General features: G+C 65.7%; 14 protein-coding genes. 6 read left to right on the top strand and 8 right to left on the bottom strand.

The window, feature by feature from the left end:
* Position 1: 1 nt before the first annotated feature.
* Complete coding sequence (locus ACFQ2S_RS16210; protein ID WP_089235434.1) at positions 2–400, bottom strand: cytidine deaminase; 399 nt, start codon at positions 398–400, stop codon at positions 2–4.
* Between the two features lie 174 nt (positions 401–574).
* On the opposite strand from ACFQ2S_RS16210, the gene ACFQ2S_RS16215 reads away from it, so the two are divergent.
* The 4 genes from ACFQ2S_RS16215 (at position 575) to ACFQ2S_RS16230 (ending at position 7,561) form a co-directional block, all read left to right on the top strand.
* Positions 575–2,863 carry an NADP-dependent malic enzyme gene (locus ACFQ2S_RS16215; RefSeq protein ID WP_386076027.1) on the top strand — a complete coding sequence of 763 codons (2,289 nt, stop codon included), beginning with the start codon at positions 575–577 and terminating at the stop codon, positions 2,861–2,863.
* Positions 2,864–3,055: 192 nt separating this feature from the next.
* Complete coding sequence (locus ACFQ2S_RS16220) at positions 3,056–4,954, top strand: propionyl-CoA synthetase (RefSeq protein WP_386076029.1); 1,899 nt, start codon at positions 3,056–3,058, stop codon at positions 4,952–4,954.
* Between the two features lie 211 nt (positions 4,955–5,165).
* Positions 5,166–6,164, top strand: a complete 999-nt coding sequence (locus ACFQ2S_RS16225) for a hypothetical protein (protein ID WP_386076031.1) — start codon at positions 5,166–5,168, stop codon at positions 6,162–6,164.
* Positions 6,161–7,561 (top strand): sigma-54-dependent transcriptional regulator, encoded by a 1,401-nt coding sequence (locus ACFQ2S_RS16230; RefSeq protein WP_386076033.1) that lies wholly within the window; start codon positions 6,161–6,163, stop codon positions 7,559–7,561. Before ACFQ2S_RS16225 ends, ACFQ2S_RS16230 begins: the two co-directional genes overlap by 4 nt.
* On the opposite strand, the gene ACFQ2S_RS16235 is transcribed toward ACFQ2S_RS16230, so the two are convergent.
* On the bottom strand, positions 7,558–8,319 hold the full coding sequence (locus ACFQ2S_RS16235; RefSeq protein WP_386076035.1) for an NAD kinase: 762 nt from the start codon (positions 8,317–8,319) through the stop codon (positions 7,558–7,560). The genes ACFQ2S_RS16230 and ACFQ2S_RS16235 overlap by 4 nt on opposite strands.
* A 197-nt stretch (positions 8,320–8,516) precedes the next feature.
* On the opposite strand from ACFQ2S_RS16235, the gene glyA reads away from it, so the two are divergent.
* Together glyA and ACFQ2S_RS16245 are read left to right on the top strand one after the other, a co-directional pair.
* Positions 8,517–9,803, top strand: coding sequence for a serine hydroxymethyltransferase (glyA, locus tag ACFQ2S_RS16240; protein WP_386076037.1), 1,287 nt, complete (start codon positions 8,517–8,519; stop codon positions 9,801–9,803).
* A gap of 70 nt (positions 9,804–9,873) precedes the next feature.
* Positions 9,874–10,587 (top strand): glutathione S-transferase family protein, encoded by a 714-nt coding sequence (locus tag ACFQ2S_RS16245; RefSeq protein WP_386076038.1) that lies wholly within the window; start codon positions 9,874–9,876, stop codon positions 10,585–10,587.
* Between the two features lie 5 nt (positions 10,588–10,592).
* Here the strand turns inward: ACFQ2S_RS16245 and ACFQ2S_RS16250 are convergent, their stop codons facing one another.
* From ACFQ2S_RS16250 to ACFQ2S_RS16275, 6 genes are all read right to left on the bottom strand, one after another.
* Entirely contained in the window at positions 10,593–11,495 is a 903-nt protein-coding gene (locus ACFQ2S_RS16250; protein ID WP_386076039.1) for an EamA/RhaT family transporter, read from the bottom strand.
* A 493-nt stretch (positions 11,496–11,988) separates the two neighbouring features.
* Positions 11,989–16,236, bottom strand: coding sequence for a DNA-directed RNA polymerase subunit beta' (gene rpoC / locus ACFQ2S_RS16255; protein WP_386076040.1), 4,248 nt, complete (start codon positions 16,234–16,236; stop codon positions 11,989–11,991).
* Between the two features lie 75 nt (positions 16,237–16,311).
* Positions 16,312–20,448 carry a DNA-directed RNA polymerase subunit beta gene (gene rpoB, locus ACFQ2S_RS16260; RefSeq protein ID WP_386076041.1) on the bottom strand — a complete coding sequence of 1,379 codons (4,137 nt, stop codon included), beginning with the start codon at positions 20,446–20,448 and terminating at the stop codon, positions 16,312–16,314.
* Between the two features lie 237 nt (positions 20,449–20,685).
* Positions 20,686–21,069 (bottom strand): 50S ribosomal protein L7/L12, encoded by a 384-nt coding sequence (rplL, locus tag ACFQ2S_RS16265; protein ID WP_386076042.1) that lies wholly within the window; start codon positions 21,067–21,069, stop codon positions 20,686–20,688.
* Between the two features lie 66 nt (positions 21,070–21,135).
* Positions 21,136–21,654, bottom strand: coding sequence for a 50S ribosomal protein L10 (gene rplJ, locus ACFQ2S_RS16270; RefSeq protein WP_386076044.1), 519 nt, complete (start codon positions 21,652–21,654; stop codon positions 21,136–21,138).
* Between the two features lie 306 nt (positions 21,655–21,960).
* Positions 21,961–22,665, bottom strand: coding sequence for a L,D-transpeptidase (locus tag ACFQ2S_RS16275; RefSeq protein WP_386076045.1), 705 nt, complete (start codon positions 22,663–22,665; stop codon positions 21,961–21,963).
* Positions 22,666–22,909: the final 244 nt, after the last annotated feature.

Raw genomic sequence — 22,909 nt, forward strand, 5'->3', positions numbered from 1 at the left:
CCTATGTCTCCATGTGCTCGGCCCCGAAGGCGCCGGGCAGAAGTTCGGCCACCGTCATCGTCAGTTCCGCGCCGCCGGTCGTGGCCATGGTCACCCGGACGTCGGGGTCCGCGAATTCCTTGAGCTTCTGGCGGCAGCCGCCGCAGGGGGGCACCGGGCTGGGGCTGTCGGCGATCACGGCGACCTCGGTAATGCGGTATTCGCCCGCCGCCGCCATCGCGGCGATCGCGCCGGCCTCGGCGCAGGTGCCTTCCGGGTAGGCCACGTTCTCGACGTTGCAACCGGAAAAGACGGCGCCGGAAGGCGTGCGAAGAGCGGCGCCGACCTTGAAGTTCGAATAGGGCGCGTAGGCCTTCGGCTGTACCGCCCGCGCGGCGTCCAGAAGCGGGGTGTCGGACATGGGGAACCTCCCTTTTCGGTCACTCTGTTCGGGCGGCGGCGGGGATGCAAGGGCGCGCGCATGGCGCGGGTGACGCTCACCTCGCGTAATCGTGGCGGCTTCCCACGGCGGGCTAGGTGGTCTAAGGCCGGGCCAGCGATCTCCAGGAGGCGCCGGCAAGGGCGGGACGGCAAGATGAACGACAGCGGCAGGAACGGCGAGACCCCGGTGCAGAGCGCACCGCTGCAGTACCACGAATTCCCGAGGCCGGGGAAACTCGAGGTCCGGGCAACCAAGCCGCTGGCCAACGGCCGCGACCTGTCGCTGGCCTATTCGCCGGGCGTCGCCGAGGCCTGCACCGAGATCGCGGCCAATCCGGCGGACGCGACCCGCTACACCGCGCGGGGCAACCTCGTCGCGGTGGTCTCCAACGGCTCGGCCGTTCTCGGGCTCGGCAACATCGGCGCGCTGGCCTCCAAGCCGGTGATGGAGGGCAAGGCGGTGCTCTTCAAGAAATTCGCCAACATCGACTGTTTCGACCTCGAGGTGGACGAGCAGGACCCGGAGAAGCTGGCCGAGATCGTCTGCGCGCTGGAGCCGACCTTTGGTGCGATCAACCTCGAGGACATCAAGGCGCCGGATTGCTTCATCGTCGAGAAGATCTGCCGCGAACGGATGAACATCCCGGTTTTCCACGATGACCAGCACGGCACCGCCATCGTCGTTGGCGCGGCGGCGACCAACGCGCTTCGGGTCGCCGGCAAACGGTTCGATGACATCAAGGTCGTCTCCACAGGCGGCGGGGCGGCGGGCATCGCGTGCCTCAACATGCTGCTGAAGCTGGGAGTGAAGCGGGAGAACGTCTGGCTCTGCGACATCCACGGGCTGGTTCACCAGGGACGCGAGATCGACATGAACCCGCAGAAGGCCGCCTATGCCCAGGCCAGCGACCTGCGAACGCTCGACGACGTGATCGACGGGGCGGACCTGTTCCTCGGGCTTTCCGGGCCTCGGGTGCTGACCCAGTCGATGGTCGGCAAGATGGCGGAACGTCCGATCGTCTTCGCCCTGGCCAACCCGACGCCCGAGATCCTTCCGGACGAGGTGCGGGAAGTCGCGCCGAACGCGATCATCGCCACCGGCCGGTCGGACTATCCGAACCAGGTCAACAACGTGCTCTGCTTCCCGTTCATCTTCCGCGGGGCGCTGGACGTGGGCGCGACCGAGATCAATGACGCGATGCAGCTTGGCTGCATCGAGGGGATCGCGGCGCTGGCCCGCGCCACGACGAGCGCCGAGGCCGCGGCGGCCTACAAGGACGAGCAACTGACCTTCGGGCCGGATTACCTGATCCCCAAGCCCTTCGACCCGCGGCTGATCGGCGTGGTGGCCAGCGCCGTGGCGAAGGCGGCGATGGAGTCCGGTGTCGCCACCCGGCCGCTGGAAGACCTGAACGCCTACAAGGCGAAGCTGGACGGCTCGGTCTTCAAGTCCGCGCTGCTGATGCGCCCGGTCTTTGCCGCGGCCGCCAAGGCGGAGCGGCGGATCGTCTTTGCCGAGGGCGAGGACGAACGGGTGCTGCGCGCCGCCAACGCGATGCTGGAAGAGACGACCGACGTGCCGATCCTGATCGGTCGCCCGGACGTCGTGACCGCGCGTTGCGAACGGGCGGGCCTGTCGATCCGGCCGGATCGCGACTTCCATATCGTCAACCCGGAGAACGACCCCCGCTATCGCGACTACTGGGAGAACTACCACACGGTGATGGCGCGCCGCGGCGTGACGCCGGAATTGGCGCGGACGATCATGCGGACCAACACCACGGCGATTGCCGCCATCATGGTGCACCGCGACGAGGCCGACAGCCTGATCTGCGGCACCTTCGGGCAGTATCGCTGGCACCTGAACTACGTCACCCAGCTTCTTCAGCACGGCACGCTCTACCCGGTGGGCGCGCTGTCGATGATGATCCTCGAGGACGGCCCGCTGTTCATCGCCGACACTCAGGTGCACCACCAGCCGACGCCGCAGCAGATCGCCGAGACGGTTTTGGGCTGTGCACGCCATATCCGCCGGTTCGGCATCGAGCCCAAGATCGCGCTCTGTGCCTTCTCGCAGTTCGGGAACGTCGATGTCGAAAGCGGCCTGCGGATGCGGGAGGCGCTTGCGATCCTGGATCGCTGGCAGCCGGACTTCTGCTACGAGGGCGAGATGCATGTCGACGCGGCGCTCGACCCCGAGATCCGCGCCCGCCTGCTGCCGGACAACCGGATGGACGGCTCCGCCAACGCGCTGGTCTTTGCCAATGTCGATGCCGCGAGCGCGGTGCGCAACGTGCTCAAGTTCAAGGCCGGCGGGCTGGAGGTCGGTCCGATCCTGATGGGCATGGGCAACCGTGCCCACGTCGTGACCCCGTCGATCACCGCGCGTGGCCTGCTCAACATGTCGGCCATCGCCGGCACACCGGTCGCCCATTACGGCTGACGCAGAGGCTCCCGGGGCAGTCGCGCTGCGGCACGGGCCGCAACCGGGAGTGGAAATGCTGCGGTGCGGCGTCATGCCTCGGGTGTCCGGCTTCCGTTAGCGTCCAAACGTGACGAAGTTGCCCGCGCAACAGACTTGCGCGGAAGCCCCCTGTTTGCGTAACTCCTGCGAAGGGTTTCAGGGAGAGAGCATATGGGATATTCCGACATCTATGGTGCGTGGCAGGCCGATCCTGAAGCGTTCTGGATGAAGGCCGCCGAGGCGGTGGACTGGTACCGTCCGCCGTCCAAGGCGTTGTTCGACGACAAGGCCCCGATGTACGAGTGGTTCTCCGACGCGATGGTGAACACGTGCTACAACGCGGTGGACCGGCACGTGGAAGCAGGCCGCGGCGACAACCTCGCCATCATGCACGAAAGCCCAATCACCCATTCGACCAAGGGCATCACCTATCGCGAACTGCGCGACCGGGTGGCCTCGCTGGCCGGCGCGCTCAAGATGCGCGGCATCGAGAAGGGCGACCGGGTGATCATCTACATGCCGATGATCCCCGAGGCGTTGGAGGCCATGCTGGCCTGTGCGCGGATCGGCGCGATCCACTCGGTGGTGTTCGGCGGCTTCGCGGCGAACGAGCTTGCCGTGCGGATCGACGACGCGACGCCCAAGGCGATCATCGCCGCCTCCTGCGGCCTCGAGCCGGGTCGCGTGGTTCATTACAAGCCGTTGCTCGACGAGGCGATCGAACAGGCAAGCCACAAGCCCGAGTTCTGCGTGATCTTCCAGCGCGAGCAGGAGGTGGCCAAGCTGGTGGAGGGGCGCGACTTCTCCTGGCACGGCTTCCAGTACGGCGTGAAGCCGGCCGACTGCCTGCCGGTGGAGGGCAATCACCCCGCCTACATCCTCTATACCTCCGGCACCACCGGCCAGCCCAAGGGCGTCGTACGCTCCACCGCCGGCCACCTCGTGGCGCTGCAATGGTCGATGGAGAACATCTACAACGTCGGCCCGGGCGAGCGGTTCTGGGCGGCATCGGACGTCGGCTGGGTGGTGGGCCATTCCTACATCGCCTACGGCCCGCTGCTGGCCGGGGCGGAGACGCTCGTCTTCGAGGGCAAGCCGATCGGCACGCCCCACGCGGGCGTCTTCTGGAAGATCATCCAGAACCACCGGGTGAAGAGCTTCTTCACTGCGCCGACTGCGTTGCGGGCGATCAAGCGGGAGGATCCGAAAGGCGAGTGGATCAAGCGCTACAAGCTGCATGATCTGCAAGCGCTGTTCCTGGCCGGCGAGCGGGCCGACCCCGACACGATCAAGTGGGCGCAGGAGCATCTGGGCGTGCCGGTGATCGATCACTGGTGGCAGACCGAAACCGGCTGGGCGATCGCTGCCAACCCGATCGGGATCGAGCAGCTTCCGGTGAAGCTCGGCTCGCCGTCGGTGCCGATGCCCGGCTACGAGGTGCATGTTCTCGACGAAGGCGGCCACGAGCTGCCCGCCGGCCAGATGGGCGCCATCGCCATCAAGCTGCCGCTGCCGCCGGGCACCTTGCAGACGCTGTGGAACGCAGAGGAGCGCTATCGCAAGTCCTACCTCAGCCACTTCCCCGGCTACTACGAGACGGGCGATGCCGGTTACAAGGACGAGGACGGCTATCTCTACATCATGGCGCGCACCGACGACGTCATCAACGTCGCAGGCCACCGGCTCTCGACCGGCGCGATGGAAGAGGTCTTGGCCGCGCATCCCGACGTCGCCGAATGCGCCGTAATCGGTGTGGCGGATGCTCTCAAGGGGCAACTGCCGCTCGGCTTCCTGTGTCTCAACTCCAGCCACGAACGTTCGCCGGAAGAGGTGATCGCCGAATGCGTGGGCATGGTCCGCAAGCAGATCGGGCCGGTCGCCGCGTTCAAGCTCGCCTGCGTGGTCGATCGTCTGCCCAAGACCCGTTCCGGCAAGATCCTGCGGGGCACGATGCAGAAGATCGCAGATGGCGAGAGCTTCAAGCTGCCGGCGACGATCGACGATCCGGCGATCCTCGACGAGATCGCCGAGGCGCTCAAGAAGGCCGGCTATGCCAAGCAACCCGCCTGAACGTAAGGAATTCCTGACCTGTCACCGCCCGGCCACGCGCCGGGCGGATCCTCGGGGCTGAGGAATTTGTGAGTTGAGAGCAAGCGCCTGAACATGTTTCGTTCCGGCGAGCAAAGCGTCCGCTGCCGAGACATACGTGAGTCCGAATTCGCCTCCAGAACCGTCCCGCCCGGCCGAAACCGCCTCGGCGTCGGGCGAGGAAGCGCCGTGTGTGGACGACATACGCCAGGGCCTCGAAGCCGCGAGCCGTTCCATTCTTGCGTTGAGAGACCGGCCGCTCGCCCAGGGTGCGCGTCGGGACCTCGAAATGCTTCGCGGCCGTGCTGCGGACCTCGCCCGGGCAATTGGCGAGGTGCTAGACGAGACACGGACGCCGGAGCCGGCGGGCTGGCCGGCCGAGACACCGTACTGTGCCCTCCCTGCCACCACATCCGGCGACGCGGACATCTCGGGCAGTCGCATTCTGCTCTGCAGATCCGAAGGTTTCGGGCAGGGGGCGCTCTGCCAGATGCTCCGCCATCTCGGCGTGGTCGTGACGCTCGCGACCGACGCCGCTGACGCATTGAAGCGGCTCGCATCGCAGCATTTCGACGCGATGATCCTGCAGCTCCCGGATTGGCCGGAGGCCGTCGACGCCCTGCTCGGCGAGATCCGCCGAATGGATGGTCCGCAGGCGGCGGTTCCGGTGGTGGCGGTTGCCACCGGTCGCGTCGTGCCGGACCCTGAAATGCTCCGGATTCTGGGCATCGGCGCGGTGCTGGAAACTCCGATCATGGATGTCGGGGTGCTGAGCCGGACGCTTGCCCGCGTGCTTGGACGAGAGAACGGAACCGCATCCGACGCCTCGTGCGCCCAGCGGCTCGAGCACCTGCTCCACGTTTCCGGGGACGGACCTCGGACGGAGATCCTGGTTCAACTGGAGAGTGACTTCGCCGTCACCCACGGGACGCTGCACGAGGCAGTGGAGGCCGGCGCAAGTGATGAGATTCGGAAGGCGGCGCATGTTCTGGTGGCACTGGCGGGCACGGCTGGCGCGCTTGCGCTCGAGGATGCCGCGCGGGACATCGGCCGGCTCGCGCGGGATGCGGGCGCGATGCCGGAAGTCCGGGCGCTTGCCGGCAGGATCCTGCAGGACATCGATGCGCTGCGGGAGCGCATCCGCAAGTGCGTGGAACGCCACGGACAGGCCGGGTCGGGCGGCTGCCAATGACGGATGTGCTCGCCGTCGAGGATAGCAAGACCCACTGCCTCCTCTACAAGGCCGTCCTGCAACGTGCCGGCCATCGCCTGTTTTGCGTGAGCACCATGGCGGAAGGGTTGGCGGAGATCCGCAGACGGCCGTTCGACGTGATCCTGCTCGACCTCGGCCTGCCGGATGGCGACGGGCTGGAACTCATGCGGCAATGCCTGGCGCTCCGCCCGAACAGCAAGGTCATCGTTGTCACCGCAAATGGCTCGGTGACGGGCGCCGTGCAGGCGATGCGGGATGGCGCGTTCGACTTCCTGTTGAAGCCCTTCGACGAACGCCACCTGCTGAACGCGGTGGAGAACGCGGCTCGCAGGCCGGGTTGGACCGAAGGAGAGGCAAGCGAGCTCAAGGCCCGGCTGTTCCGGCTTGGCGGGCTGACTGGAAGCGCGCCGGAGATCGCGGCGATCCGCGAGACGGTGGAGGCGGTGGCCCGGTCCATGGCGACGGTGTTCCTGTCCGGCGAGCCGGGCACCGGAAAATACTTCAGCGCCCGCGCGATCCATGCCGTTTCAAGCCGCGGAGAGGGGCCCTTCGTGGCGTTGGATTGCAAGGGCGTCTCCTCTGAGGAAACCGAAGTCGAGCTGTTCGGCCGGGTCGGGGCCGCCGGTGTGCCGGATACGGACGGTGCCATCGCCGCCGCCGACGGGGGAACGCTCTATCTGGGCGGGATCTGCGCGCTGGACAGCAGCTTGCAGTTCAAGCTCCTGCGTTGCCTCGAATCCGCGACCATCCGGCCCGTTGGGTCTCCGTTCATGCGAAAGGTGAACGTGCGCCTGATCTGCGGCACCCATCTTGATCCTCTCGAAGAGATGCGCGCCGGCCGTTTCCGCAAGGATCTCTTCTACCACTTGCATGTGATCCCGCTTCATCTGCCGTCGTTGCGGGACCGGAACGGCGACATCGTCGAGATAGCGGAAGACCTGCTTGGAGAATTCGCCCGGGAGGAGGGCAAGCAGTTTACAGGATTTTCCGGCCGGGCGAGGCAGGCGCTGCTTGACTGCCCCTGGCCCGGAAATGTCCGGCAGCTGACGAATGCGCTGCAGGCGGTGGTGGCGCATCATGACGGGTTCGTGGTGGAGCCGGAAATGTTTCCGAGCGGCATGGGCTGTGCAACGCCAATCCCGTTGGCCCCGGGCAATGGCACGGAGATCGGTGGCGGGATGGACAGCGCGCTGGCCGGGCGCACCCTGGCCGAGATCGAGCGCATCGCCATCGAGGCTGCCATTGGCCGCAATGGCGGATCGGTGCCGCAGGCAGCGCGGGAACTCGATGTGGCTCCCTCGACAATCTATCGCAAGCGGGAGGCCTGGGGGCGCGGGGAGGCTCACGAAGAGGTGCTGCCGTCAGGGGGCGACTAGACGAACTGCTCGCGGATCAGCCGTTCCTCGAGTCCGTGACCGGGATCGAACAGGATCCGATGACGGATCTCGGGACGGCTCCGGATCACCACTGTCAGAACGTTGCGCACCGCCGAGCGGCTGTCGGCCTCGGCCATCACCGGACGCTTCTCATGCTGCAGCACGTCGAACCGGACCTCGGCCGCGCTTGGCAACAGCGCACCGCGCCAGCGGCGTGGGCGGAAGGCCGACATCGCGGTCAGCGCAAGCACCTGGCTGCCGATCGGGACGATGGGGCCGTGTGCGGAATAGTTGTAGGCGGTCGAGCCCGCCGGCGTGCTGACCAGCGCGCCGTCAGCCACCAGCTCCTCCATCCGCACCCGGCCGTCGACGGAGATCCTGAGCTTGGCGACCTGCGGCCCCTGTCGCAGCAGCGAGACCTCGTTGATCGCCAACGCGTCGTGCACGTCGCCGTCCGGCGTGACCGCGCGCATCGCCAGCGGGTGGATCACCTCCTCCTCCGCCACGTCGAGCCGTTCGATCAGCCCGCCGGGGGCGTATTCGTTCATCAGGAAGCCGACGGTGCCGCAGTTCATCCCGTAGACCGGGGTGTCGAGATGCTGGGTGTCGTGGAGTGTCTGCAGCATGAAACCGTCGCCGCCGAGGGCGACGACGAAATCGGCGTCTTCCGGATCGTGGTTGCCGTAGGCATCGGTCAGCGTCTTGCGCGCCGATTCCGCGATCTCCGCACGGCTGGCCATGAAGGCGATCTTGGTCATGTGGCGCTCCCGGGCGAGTGGCGGAGGTTTCCGCATCATTGGTCTCCTGCTGGGATCGGAAACGCAAGCCTTGCATATTGACGCGCACCAGCCCCTGTCGGTCGGTTCGGGGCCTTTTGTCCTCGGCCGGCTTGGGCTACATCCCCCCCAAGGAAACATCGCCCGCAGATCGGGCGCCTGAGCTGGAGAGCCTGCCAATGAGCCTTGATACCGGATTCTTCACCGAGACCCTTGCCGACAGCGATCCCGAGATCGCAAAGGCCATCCAGCTGGAGCTCGGTCGCCAGCGTGACGAGATCGAACTGATCGCCTCGGAGAACATCGTCAGCCGCGCGGTGATGGAAGCCCAGGGCTCGGTGATGACCAACAAGTATGCCGAAGGCTACCCGGGTCGGCGCTACTACGGCGGCTGCCAGTTCGTCGACATCGCCGAGAACCTCGCCATCGAGCGCGCCAAGGAGCTTTTCGGTTGTGCCTTCGCCAACGTGCAGCCGAACTCGGGCAGCCAGGCCAACCAGGGGGTGTTCACCGCGCTGATCAAGCCGGGCGACACGATCCTCGGGATGAACCTCGCCTCCGGCGGCCACCTGACCCACGGTGCGGCGCCCAACCAGTCGGGCAAGTGGTTCAACGCCATCCAGTACGGCGTGCGCCAGCAGGACAGCCTGATCGACTACGACCAGATCCAGCAACTGGCGACCGAGCATCAGCCCAAGCTGATCATCGCCGGCGGCTCCGCCATTCCGCGCCAGATCGACTTCGCGCGCTTCCGCGAGATCGCCGACAGCGTCGGCGCCTACCTGCTGGTCGACATGGCCCACTTCGCCGGCCTCGTGGCCGCGGGCGAGCACCCGTCGCCCTTCCCCTATGCCGACGTCGCCACCACGACCACGCACAAGACCCTGCGCGGCCCGCGCGGCGGCATGATCCTCACCAACGACGAGGCGATCGCCAAGAAGGTCAACTCGGCGATCTTCCCCGGCATCCAGGGCGGCCCGTTGATGCATGTAATCGCCGCCAAGGCCGTGGCCTTCGGCGAGGCGCTGCGTCCCGAGTTCAAGGCCTACCAGCGCCAGGTGCGCGCCAACGCCGTGGCGCTGGCCGACGAGCTGATGAAGGGTGGGCTGGATATCGTCACCGGGGGCACCGACACCCATGTCATGCTGGTCGACCTGCGTCCCAAGTCGGTGAAGGGCAACGCCACCGAGAAGGCGCTAGGCCGCGCGCACATCACCTGCAACAAGAACGGCATCCCGTTCGATCCCGAGAAGCCTATGGTCACCTCCGGCGTCCGCCTCGGCACGCCCGCCGGCACCACCCGCGGCTTCGGCGAGGAAGAGTTCCGCCAGATCGCCCGGATGATCGTCGCGGTGGTCGATGGCCTCGCGGCCAACGGCGAGGACGGCAATTCCGAGGTTGAGGAGAAGGTGAAGGCGGAAGCGATGGAGCTCTGCGCCCGCTTCCCGGTCTACCCGAGCCTCTGAGACAGACCGCCGCTCCCGGGGTGTTCCTGGGGGCGGTGCCGCGCCGGAGGACGGGCGCAGGGAGGGAAGAATGGTGGCCGATTACACGCTCTACTACTGGCCCATCCCGTTCCGGGGGCATTTCATCCGCTACGTTCTGGCCCACGCCGGAGCAATCTGGGAGGAAGCCCCGACCGAGGCGCTGCTGGCGCTGAAGGAGGCGCCGGCCTCCGAGCAGCCGATCCCCTTCATGGCGCCGCCGTTTCTGCACGATCACGGTGCCGGGCTCTGGCTCTCCCAGCTTCCGGCGATCCTTGCCTATCTCGGGCAGAAGCATGGCCTGCTGCCGGAGGCTCCGGAGCTGCGCGCTCTGACGCTCAAGGTTCTTGGCGACGCCAATGACGTGCTTGAGGAGGTCACCTGCAACTGCGGTCGCGAGATGTGGACGCAAGAGGCGTGGGACGACTTTGCGGAAAGCCGCCTGCCGCGCTGGATGGAGATCTTCGAGGTGACCGGGCGTTGGCACGGGCTGACGGTGGGCGGCGGCAGCTTGCTTGGCACCGACGCGCCGACGCTGGCCGACCTTGCGACGGCGGCGCTCTGGGTCACCATGACCGAACGGCTTCCCGCCCTCGCGCCCTTGCTCGACACGCACGCCCCGGCCGTTGCGGCGCTGTCACGACGGGTCGCCGATACGCCCCGCATTGCGGAGATGCGACGCGATTTCGATAGGCGCTTCGGGGGCTCGAGCTATTGCGGCGGCCATATCGAGGCGTCGCTGCGCGAGGTGCTTGCGGAGAGCTGACCGCGTCAGCGGGCCTGGGTCGTGCGACGCGGCCGCACCGGCCAGACCTCCAGGATACCGGCGCAGAGCACGAGCGCGCCGCCCACGATCTCCAGCGGATGCAGGGTTTCCCCGGCGAGCACGGCGGCGGAGACCGCGCCCACGAGGACTTCCATCATCAGCAGGAGGCCGACCCGCGCCGGCTCCAGCCGGACCGCGGCCCACATCAGCCCGGCGAGCGACAGGCCCCACCAGAGGCCGCCGGTCAGCAGGGCGATGCCGGTCGCCTTCAGCAGATCCGTGCCCTGGGGCAGGGTTGGCAGCGGCGAAAGCGCGAGGGCGAGGATGAGCGACGCGGCGAGCCCGCCAAGCGCGAAGACGAAAGAGGAGGCGGCGGCGCCGAGCTCGGATTTCGCGCGGATCCCGGTGGTGGCGACAGACCAGAGAATGCCGGCGGCAAGCGCCATCCACTCGCCCAGCCCGCGCGGGATCGGCACGACTCCTTCCGCGCCGAGCATCACCCCGAGCCCCAGCAGGCCCACGCCGATGGCGACGTAGCGCAGGCGCGGCGTCATCCAGCCCATGACGAAACGGCCGATCAGCGTGCTCCAGACCGGTGTCAGGAAGTAGAGCAGGATGATGATGGCGACCCGGCCATAGACGAATCCGATGGAATAGAGCGCGAAGGCCGCGCCGCCGAGCGCGATGGAGATCAGCACCACCGGTCCGGCGCGAGCGATCTGCCGGAGATCGGCGAGCGCCAGCGGGGCGAGCAGCAGTGCGGCCCCGAGCGTGATCGCGACCGTTCCCCAGGCACCGCCGAGACCCAGATCCATCAGGCTGCGCACCGGGAGCCAGTAGAAGCCCCAGAGCGCGCCGGTCGCGATGACGATGGCCGTAGCCACGGCGGTGATGCGGTTCTCGAACATGCTCAAGGGCCTAGCGGATCGGCCGCCAATGACAAGCCGCGCCGTGCCAGGGCGCACAATCGATCCGCACAGACCGGGGGGCATCCATTGAGAATGGGCAGTCATCAATCCGACTCGCGGGGTGACGGGCGCGAAAGGTGCGCCAAGTCTCGGATGCGTATCTGCCGATCCTGAAGGCATGAGTGTCCGGCGCAATGAGCCGACAGGGGGCTATCCGACCCCACGCGATGTCGCGGCGGTCGTGCTGCACGACATGGAAAGGGGTCAACCGGCGCTGCCCTGCCGGACCTCGGAACGGGGCGAGGAATTCTCTCGAGCCAAGTCTGGTCCGGATCCGGATGGACGCAACCAACGGCGGTTGGCGACGAGTAGGTCGGGGTGCAAGCCAGTCGCGAAAACAGAAAGGACGGCGAATTTCTTCGCCGTCCCAGTCTGTTGTTCAAAGTGCCTCGGTCGAAGAGGCCCAGGCATGAGCCGTTACCGGGCGTCGCGATCAGAGATCGCGGCTCTCCGGCGTGTCGACGATGAAGGCATCGTCGAGATCGCTGCCGGCCATGTCGTCCACCGGCGCGGCCAGGGCCGCAGCGGCTTCGGCCTCGGCCTGGCGCGCCTCGATGACCTTCTGGTCCCGCTCCTGGGCGATGCGGCGCACGCGCTGCGTGGCCCCACCGGTGCCCGCCGGGATCAGGCGGCCGACGATGACGTTCTCCTTGAGGCCCACCAGCTTGTCGCGCTTGCCCTGGACCGAAGCCTCGGTGAGCACGCGGGTGGTCTCCTGGAAGGACGCCGCCGAGATGAACGACCGGGTCTGGAGCGAAGCCTTGGTGATCCCGAGCAGGATCGGCTCGCCCTCGGCCGGGCGACGCCCGTCCTTCATCGCCTTCTCGTTGGCCGCGTCGAACTCCGACTTGTCGACATGTTCGCCCTTGAGCAGCGTCGTCTCGCCAGAGTCGAGGATCTCCCACTTCTGCAGCATCTGGCGAACGATCACCTCGATATGCTTGTCGTTGATCTTCACACCCTGGAGCCGGTAGACGTCCTGCACCTCGTCGATCATGTAATCGGCGAGCGCCTCGACACCCATGATCGACAGGATGTCATGCGGCGCCGGGTTGCCGTCCATGATGTAGTCGCCCTTCTGCACGAAGTCGCCTTCCTGCACCGGGATGTGCTTGCCCTTGGGCACCATGTACTCGACGGGTTCCAGCGTGTCGTCGGCGGGTACGATCGAGATCCGGCGCTTGTTCTTGTAGTCGCGCCCGAACTTCACGTAACCGTCGGCTTCGGCGATGATCGCGTGGTCCTTCGGACGACGCGCTTCGAAGAGCTCGGCCACACGCGGCAGACCGCCGGTGATGTCCTTTGTCTTCGCGCCTTCGCGGGGGATCCGCGCCACAACGTCGCCGGCCTTGACCTGCGTGCCTTCCTCGACCGAGAGGATCGCGTCCACCGACATCGGGTAGGTCACCGGGTTGCCGGCCTCGTTGCGAACGGGTTCACCGGTTTCCGGATCGACGATGATGATCTCCGGCTTCAGCTCGTTGCCCTTGGGCGCGGAACGCCAATCGGAAACGATCTTCTGGGTCATGCCGGTCGCTTCGTCGGTGTCCTCGCGGACCGAGATGCCGGAGATGAGATCGACGAACTTCGCGGTGCCGGCCTTCTCGGCAATGATCGGCAGGGTGTACGGGTCCCACTCGTAGAGCTTGTCGCCCCGAGCCACCTTGGCGCCTTCCTTGACGAAGACCTTGGTGCCGTAGCCGATCTTGAAGCTGCCCCGCTCCACGCCGTGATCGTCCATGATGGCGATCTGCATGTTGCGGCCCATGACGATCTGGTCGCCGGCCTCGTTTTCCAGAAGGTTCGGGTTCCGGAACTCGATGATGCCGTCCTGGTTGGCTTCCTGGAACGACTGCTGACCACCCTGGGCAACGCCGCCGATGTGGAAGGTCCGCATCGTCAGCTGGGTGCCGGGTTCACCGATCGACTGCGCGGCGATGATGCCGACCGCTTCGCCGATGTTGACCATGGTGCCGCGTGCAAGGTCGCGCCCGTAGCACATGGCGCAGACGCCTTCCTCGGCCTCGCAGGTCAGCGGGCTCCGCATCCGGATGCTGGCCAGACCGGACTGCTCGATCTCGTCGGCCTTGCGCTCGTCGATCAGCTCGTTCTTGGCCACGATCACCTCGTCGGTGCCTGGACGCAGGATGTCGTCCGCGGCGACCCGGCCGAGGATGCGCTCGCTCAGCGAGGAGACCACTTCGCCATCGTTGACGGCCGCTTCGGCGGTGATCGCCTTGTCGGTGCCGCAATCGTTCTGACGCACGATGCAGTCCTGCGCGACGTCCACCAGGCGGCGGGTCAGGTAGCCCGAGTTCGCGGTCTTGAGCGCGGTGTCCGAAAGACCCTTCCGGGCGCCGTGGGTGGAGTTGAAGTACTCCAGCACGGTCAGACCTTCCTTGAAGTTCGAGATGATTGGCGTCTCGATGATCTCGCCGGACGGCTTGGCCATCAGGCCGCGCATGGCGCCAAGCTGCTTCATCTGGGTCACCGAGCCCCGCGCCTTGGAGTCGGCCATCATGTAGACCGAGTTGGGCTCGAGTTCGGCGCCGTTCTCGTCGAACCGCTTGGCCGAGATGGTTGACATCATGGCTTCGGTGACGCGGTCGTTACACTTCGACCAGGCATCGACGACCTTGTTGTACTTCTCACCTTGGGTGATCAGGCCGTCCATGTACTGCTGTTCGAAGTCCTTGACCTGCTCCTTGACGCTGTCGACGATCTCCCATTTGTTGTCGGGGATCACCATGTCGTCCTTGCCGAAGGAGATGCCGCCCTTGAAGGCCTCCTTGAAGCCCATAGACATGATCTGATCGCAGAAGATGACCGATTCCTTCTGGCCGCAATAGCGGTAGACGGTGTCGATGACTTTCTGGACTTCGCCCTTCTTCAGGAGCTTGTTGACGAGGTCGAACGGCGCCTTGGCGTTCTTCGGCAGCAGCGCGCCAAGCCGCACTCGCCCGGGCGTGGTCTCGTAGCGCTTCAGCACTTCCTGGCCATGCTCGTCGATCTGCGGCACGCGGCACTGGATCTTGGCGTGCATGTGCACTTCGCCGGCGTTGAGCGCGTGCTCGACTTCCTCGATGCCGCCGAAGATCATGCCCTCGCCCTTCATGCCTTCGCGCATCAGCGAGACATAGTAGAGACCGAGGATCATGTCCTGCGACGGCACGATGATCGGCGCGCCGTTGGCGGGCGACAGCACGTTGTTGGTCGACATCATCAGAACGCGCGCTTCCAGCTGGGCTTCCAGCGAGAGCGGCACGTGCACGGCCATCTGGTCACCGTCGAAGTCGGCGTTGAAGGCCGAGCAGACCAGCGGGTGAAGCTGGATCGCCTTGCCCTCGATCAACACCGGTTCGAAGGCCTGGATGCCGAGACGGTGCAGCGTGGGCGCGCGGTTCAGCAGAACCGGGTGCTCGCGGATCACCTCGTCGAGGATGTCCCAGACTTCCGGACGCTCCTTCTCCACCAGCTTCTTCGCCTGCTTCACGGTCGAGGACAGGCCCTTGGCCTCCAGCCGCGAGTAGATGAACGGCTTGAACAGCTCGAGCGCCATCTTCTTGGGCAGGCCGCACTGGTGCAGCTTGAGTTCAGGGCCCGTCACGATGACCGAACGGCCCGAGAAGTCGACGCGCTTACCCAGAAGGTTCTGGCGGAAGCGGCCCTGCTTGCCCTTGAGCATGTCGGAAAGCGACTTGAGCGGACGCTTGTTGGCACCGGTGATGACCCGGCCGCGACGGCCGTTGTCGAACAGCGCGTCGACCGATTCCTGCAGCATCCGCTTTTCGTTACGGATGATGATGTCCGGCGCGCGCAGCTCGATAAGCCGCTTGAGGCGGTTGTTCCGGTTGATCACCCGGCGATACAGGTCGTTGAGGTCCGACGTGGCGAAGCGGCCGCCGTCGAGCGGCACCAGCGGGCGCAGTTCGGGCGGAATGACCGGTACGACGGTGAGGATCATCCATTCCGGACGGTTGCCGGATTCGATGAAGTTCTCGACGATCTTCAGGCGTTTGATGATCTTCTTGGGCTTCAGCTCGCCGGTCGCCTCCTTGAGCTCCTCGCGGAGCTGCTCGGCGGTGGCTTCGAGGTCGATCATGGATAGCATCTCGCGGATCGCCTCGGCGCCGATGTTCGCCGTGAAGGCGTCCATGCCGTAGGTGTCCTGGGCGTCCATGAACTCTTCCTCGGTCATCAGCTGACCATAGGTGAGGTCCGTGAGGCCCGGCTCGATCACGACGTAGTTCTCGAAGTAGAGAATCCGCTCGAGGTCGCGCAGGGTCATGTCCAGCATCAGGCCGATGCGGGAGGGCAGGGACTTCAGGAACCAGATGTGCGCGACGGGCGCGGCCAGTTCGATGTGGCCCATGCGTTCACGGCGCACCTTCTGCAGCGTAACTTCCACGCCGCATTTCTCGCAGACGACGCCGCGATACTTCATGCGCTTGTACTTGCCGCAAAGGCACTCGTAGTCCTTGATCGGGCCGAAGATCCGGGCGCAGAACAGGCCGTCGCGCTCGGGCTTGAAGGTCCGGTAGTTAATGGTCTCGGGCTTCTTGATCTCGCCGTAGGACCAGCTGAGAATCCGTTCCGGGCTCGCCAGCGACACCTTGATCTCGTCGAAGACCTTCGGCGGGGTAAGCGGGTTGAACGGGTTGTTGGTCAGTTCCTGGTTCATCTTCAAATCCTTGAAATGGTGCGGGCAGGGAGGAGCCGGGCGACCGTCAGGCCGCCCGTTTCGGGCGAGAGGCCGTTATTCCTCTCCCTCCGCATCCAGGAGTTCCATGTTCAGGCCAAGGCCGCGCACTTCCTTGACGAGAACGTTGAACGATTCCGGCACGCCGGCCTCGAAGTTGTCCTCGCCCTTGACGATGCTCTCGTAGACCTTGGTCCGGCCCGCCACGTCGTCCGACTTGACCGTCAGCATCTCCTGCAGGGTGTAGGCGGCGCCATAGGCTTCCAGGGCCCAGACCTCCATCTCCCCGAAACGCTGACCGCCGAACTGCGCCTTGCCTCCGAGCGGCTGCTGGGTGACGAGCGAGTACGGGCCCGTGGAGCGGGCGTGGATCTTGTCGTCCACCAGGTGGTGCAGCTTGAGCAGGTACTTGACGCCCACGGTGACCTTGCGGCTGAACTTCTCGCCGGTCCGGCCGTCGTAGAGGTCGGACTGACCGGACAGATCGAAGCCCGCCCGCGCGAGCGCGTCGTTGACGCCCTCTTCCCGGGCACCGTCGAAGACCGGCGTCGCGATCGGAACACCGTTGACGACGTTGCCGGCGGCTTCGACGAGGCGCGCCTCGTCCATGTCGGCGATGCCCTCTTCATAGACGTCGTCGCCATAGACGATCTTCATCGCGTCGCGCACCGGGGTCAGGTCGCCCGACCGGCGATATTCGTCGAGCGCCTCGTCGACCTTCAGGCCGAGGCCGCGCGCGGCCCAGCCCATGTGGGTCTCGAGGATCTGTCCGACGTTCATCCGGCTCGGCACGCCGAGGGGGTTGAGCACGAAGTCGACCGGCGTGCCGTCCGCGAGGAACGGCATGTCTTCCATCGGGACAACGCGGGAAATGACGCCCTTGTTGCCGTGACGGCCGGCCATCTTGTCGCCCGGCTGAAGCTTGCGCTTCACCGCGATGAAGACCTTGACCATCTTCATCACGCCCGGCGGCAGGTCGTCGCCGCGGCGGACCTTCTCGACCTTGTCCTCGAAACGGGCCTCGAGCGCGCGTTTCTGCGCCTCGTACTGCTCGTTCAGGGCCTCGACGATCTGCGCGTCGGCCTCTTCTGCCAGCGCCAGCTGCCACCACTGGCCCTTGGACAGGGTGCCCAGCAGGTCTTCGGTGATCTGCGAGTTCGCCGGAACGCCCTTCGGACCCTTCACCGCGGTCTTGCCGAGGATCATGTCCTTGAGACGTGCGTAGATGTTGCGATCCAGGATCGCCATCTCGTCGTCGCGGTCACGGGCGAGGCGCTCGACCTCTTCCCGCTCGATCTGCAGGGCACGCTCGTCCTTGTCGACGCCGTGACGGTTGAACACGCGGACCTCGACCACCGTGCCGAAATCGCCCGGCGGCAGGCGGAGCGACGTGTCGCGCACGTCAGAGGCCTTTTCGCCGAAGATCGCGCGCAGCAGCTTCTCTTCCGGGGTCATCGGGCTTTCGCCCTTGGGCGTGATCTTGCCCACGAGGATGTCCGCAGGTCCGACCTCGGCGCCGATGTAGACGATGCCGGCCTCGTCGAGGTTGCGCAGGGCTTCCTCGCCGACGTTCGGGATGTCGCGGGTGATCTCTTCCGGGCCGAGCTTGGTGTCGCGGGCGGCCACTTCGAATTCCTCGATGTGGATGCTCGTGAACACGTCATCGCGGGCGATGCGCTCGGAGATCAGGATCGAGTCCTCGTAGTTGTAGCCGTTCCAAGGCATGAACGCGACGATCACGTTCTTGCCGAGCGCCAGTTCGCCCAGATCGGTCGACGGGCCGTCGGCGATAACCTCGCCCTTGCCCACGGTGTCGCCCACCTTCACCAGCGGACGCTGGTTGATGCAGGTGTTCTGGTTCGAACGCTGGAACTTGCGCAGGCGGTAGATGTCCACGCCCGGATCACCCACTTCGAGGTCTTCCGTAGCGCGGATAACGATCCGCTGTGCGTCCACCTGGTCGATGATGCCGGCACGCTTCGCCATGATCGCGGCGCCGGAATCCCGGGCCACGACTTCCTCGATGCCGGTGCCGACCAGAGGCGCGGTGGCCTGCAGGAGCGGAACCGCCTGACGCTGCATGTTCGAGCCCATCAGAGCGCGGTTGGCGTCGTCGTTCTCGAGGAACGGGATCAGCGAGGCAGCGACCGAGACCAGCTGCTTGGGCGACACGTCGATCAGGTCGACGCTTTCGCGCGGGGCCATGGTATATTCACCGGCCTGGCGGGTGTTCACCAGCTCGTTCTCGAAGCAGCCCTGGTCGTCGAGATGCGCGTTGGCCTGGGCGACCGTGTGGCGCATTTCCTCGGTGGCGGACATGTAGTGGACCTCGTCGGTCACCTGCCCGTCCTTGACCACCCGGTAGGGGGTCTCGATGAAGCCGTACTTGTTGACGCGGGCGAAGGTGGCCAGCGAGTTGATCAGACCGATGTTCGGGCCTTCCGGCGTCTCGATCGGGCACATCCGGCCGTAGTGGGTCGGGTGCACGTCGCGGACCTCGAAGCCGGCGCGCTCGCGGGTCAGACCGCCCGGGCCAAGCGCCGAAAGGCGACGCTTGTGCGTCACTTCGGAGAGCGGGTTGGTCTGGTCCATGAACTGCGAGAGCTGCGACGAGCCGAAGAACTCGCGCACCGAGGCGGCGGCGGGCTTGGCGTTGATCAGGTCCTGCGGCATCACCGTGTCGATCTCGACCGAGGACATGCGCTCCTTGATCGCGCGCTCCATGCGGAGCAGGCCGACGCGGTACTGGTTTTCCATCAGTTCGCCGACCGAGCGGACACGGCGGTTGCCGAGGTGGTCGATGTCGTCCACTTCGCCCTTGCCGTCGCGCAGTTCGACCAGCGCCTTGATGCAGGCGATGATGTCTTCCTTGCGCAGGGTCCGCTGGGTGTCCTCGGCGTCGAGGTCCAGACGCATGTTCATCTTCACCCGGCCGACGGCCGAGAGGTCATAGCGCTCGCTGTCGAAGAACAGGGTGTCGAAGAGCTGGCTCGCGGCTTCGACGGTGGGCGGCTCGCCCGGACGCATGACGCGGTAGATGTCCATGAGCGCGCCGTCGCGGCCCATGTTCTTGTCCATCGCCATGGTGTTGCGGATGTACGGGCCGACGTTGACGTTGTCAATATCGAGCACCGGGACGTCGGTGATGCCGGCGTCAAGCAGCTCCTTGAGCGTACCGCCGGTCACGTCGCCATCCTTGTCGACTTCCCAGGTCAGTTCGTCACCGGCCTCGACATAGATCGCGCCGGTGTCCTCGTTGATGATGTCCTTGGCCACGTAACGGCCGACAATCTGGTCGAAGGGCACGAGCAGCTCGGTGATCTTGCCTTCCTCGAGGATCTTCTTGACCGCCCGCGGCGTCACCTTCTCGGCGGCTTTGCAGATCACTTCGCCGGTGCCGGCGTCCACCAGGTCGAATGTCGGACGGGTGCCGCGCACGCGCTCGGGGAAGAACTTGGTGACCCAGCCCTTGCCCTTCTCCAGCTTGTAGGAAACCGTGTCGTAATAGGCGTCGCAGATGCCTTCCTGGTCAAGACCGAGCGCATAGAGCAGGGTCGTGACCGGCAGCTTCCGGCGACGGTCGATACGGGCAAAGACGATGTCCTTGGCGTCAAACTCGAAGTCGAGCCAGGAGCCGCGGTAGGGGATGATGCGGCAGGCGAAGAGCAGCTTGCCCGAGCTGTGCGTCTTGCCCTTGTCGTGGTCGAAGAACACGCCGGGCGAGCGGTGCATCTGGGAAACGATAACGCGCTCGGTGCCGTTGACGATGAAGGTGCCGTTCGGGGTCATCAGGGGCATGTCGCCCATGAAGACGTCCTGCTCCTTGATGTCCTTGACCGACTTGGCGCCGGTGTCTTCGTCGATATCGAATACGATCAGGCGAAGCGTGACCTTCAGCGGGGCGCTGTAGGTCATATCGCGCTGCATGCACTCCTCGACGTCGTATTTCGGCTTTTCCAGCTCGTACTTGACGAATTCAAGCACGGCGGTCTCGTTGAAATCCTTGATCGGGAAAACCGACTGGAAGACGCCCATGATGCCTTCGCCGTCGCGCGGCTGCTCGCCGTCGCCGGACTTCAGGAACAGGTCGTAGGAGGATTTCTGAACCTCGATGAGGTTCGGCATTTCCAGGACTTCCCGGATCTTGCCGTAATATTTGCGGAGTCGCTTCTGGCCGAGGAAGGTCTGCGCCATGTGGTCTATGCACCTTTCGTCTTTTGCGGGTCACACGCGCCGTCGGGTTCGGCCGCGCGCCGCTCACGAATGAAGGGGGCCAGGTTCCATTCATGTTGCCGTCCCACCGGCAACTCCCGAACCTGTTGAACCGCGCCTTGGAGAAGCTCCGCGGGCACCCCCTCCGGGGCCTCTCCAAGACACATTCGGCCGGGCCCGGAATACCGGACCCGGCCCGCAACCGGGATCACAATCCGATTACTTGAGCTCGACTTCGGCGCCAGCCTCTTCGAGCTTTTTCTTGATGTCCTCGGCTTCGGCTTTGGAGACCTGCTCCTTGACAGCCTTGCCACCGGCTTCGACGAGTTCCTTGGCTTCCTTGAGGCCCAGGCCGGTGATGGCGCGGACTTCCTTGATCACGTTGATCTTCTTGTCGCCAGCGGACTTGAGGATCACGTCGAACTCGGTCTTTTCTTCCTCGGCAGCGCCAGCGCCAGCGCCGTCGGCCGGACCAGCCATCATCACGGCGCCGCCGGCGGCGGGCTCGATGCCATACTCGTCCTTGAGGATGGTTTTCAGTTCCTGGGCTTCGAGGAGCGTGAGGTTCACGATCTCTTCGGCAAGTTTCTTCAGATCAGCCATTTTATGGTTTCCGTTTTCCTAGATGTGTTCCAACGTCGGGATTGCAACCCCGCGAAGGTCTCGCGATCAGGCGGCCTCGCCGCGCTCCTCGATGGTGCTGAGAATGCTCGCGATGTTCGAAGCAGGTGCGCCAATGGCCCCGGCAATGTTGGATGCAGGCGCGCCGATGCAGCCGACGATGGAGGCAATGAGCTCCTCGCGCGACGGCATTTTCGACACGGCCGTGACACCAGCACGGTCCAGGGCGTTCTCCCCCATGGCACCGCCAAGGATTTCGAACTTCTGGTTCGACTTGGCGAAGTCCTCGGCAACCTTGGCCGCAGCCACAGGATCCTCGGAGAAGGTGAGAACGGTCATCCCCGTCAGATACTCGCCGATGCTTGCGCAGGGCTTTCCTTCGAGGGCGATCTTGGCGAGCCTGTTCTTGGCAACGCGAACGGACGCTTCGGCACCGCGGGCGCGGGCGCGAAGATCCTGCATTTCTGCAACCGTGAGACCTTCGTAGCGGGCAACCACCACGACGCCAGAGCTTTCGAAGATCTGGCCGAGTTCGTCGACCACTTTCTCTTTCTGGGCTCTATCCACAGTTTCACTCCAAGTATGGGAGGCTTTTGACCCCCCGGCTCATGTTTGCCGGATGTCTCCGGCGTTCAGGTCCGTTTACGGGTCTGCGCCAAACCGCCCGAGGAAACCCTCTGGCCAATCTTGTCGTATCCCGTCTCGGGCAGGGTATTAAGGCACGGGTGCCACCCACCGTCTTGGACGAAACGCAAATCAGCGCACGACGAATCGCACGCTGATCAGCGAGAGGCTTATTTAGTCGGAAACACGGCGCTTGCCAAGGGCAGAAGTTCCTCCGAGGACGCCTAGCTAGCCGCCCGGATCCCCGTTTCAGTAGAGCGCGCCCAGCCTCTGGGGTTTCAACGACGGGAGAACCCAGACACGCGTACCCTGCTTTGCGCGATCGTACAGGTCGATCGCGTCCTGGTCCAGCAGGCGGATGCAGCCCGAGGACACGGCCTTGCCGAGGTGTTCCGGCTCGCAGGCGCCGTGGATGCGGTAGAGCGTGTCCTGACCGTTCTGGAACAGGTAGAGCGCCCGCGCGCCCAGCGGGTTGCCGGGGCCGGGGTCCATGCCGCCATTGGCCACGGTGTAGGGTTCGAGTTCGGGACGGCGCTCCGCCATCGAATCCGGCACCTTCCAGCGGGGCCATTCCCGCGAGTATTGTAACCGTGCGATGCCGCTCCACGAGAAGGCGGCCGCGCCGGTGCCGGCGCCATAGCGCAGGGCGCGTTCCGGGCAGAGGACGAGGTGCAGGTAGCCCGCGTCCGGATCCACGATGATCGTGCCCTCGGGCTCCTGCGGGTAAGGGTTGTCCACCTCCTGCCGCCAGAGCCGTTGCGGGACGATGCCTTCGGGAACGGCGGGCACGGGATAGGGCTCGCCCTCGACCGCCCCGTAGAATGCCGGCAGCGGCGGGATCGGTTCGGTCACCGGGGAGGGGACGCGGGTAACGGCCTCCGCGGTCGGTTGCGTGCAGGCCGCGAGCGATGCCGCGGCGCCTGCAGCGAGGAAGCTGCGTCGGTTCATTGACATTGGATTGGTCCATTCTTCGTTGATCGGGCGCCGGATGGCGGGGAGGCGATCAGACGTCTCTGGGCGGATCGAGGAGGCCGGGCGGATGCAGGCCGCGCCGCAGGGTTCCGGGCGCCGGGCGCAGCGGGGCCGCCCGTGCGATGTACGGCCATGCAGCCAGGGCCGAGGCTAGGGCGAGGTCCGGCCCGCAGGTGGTGACGGGCAAGTTGGCGATCCGGCATTCGTGGGGCGGTAGAGATGCTCG

The organism is Tropicimonas aquimaris, assembly GCF_042676185.1.
Classification (GTDB): domain Bacteria; phylum Pseudomonadota; class Alphaproteobacteria; order Rhodobacterales; family Rhodobacteraceae; genus Tropicimonas; species Tropicimonas aquimaris.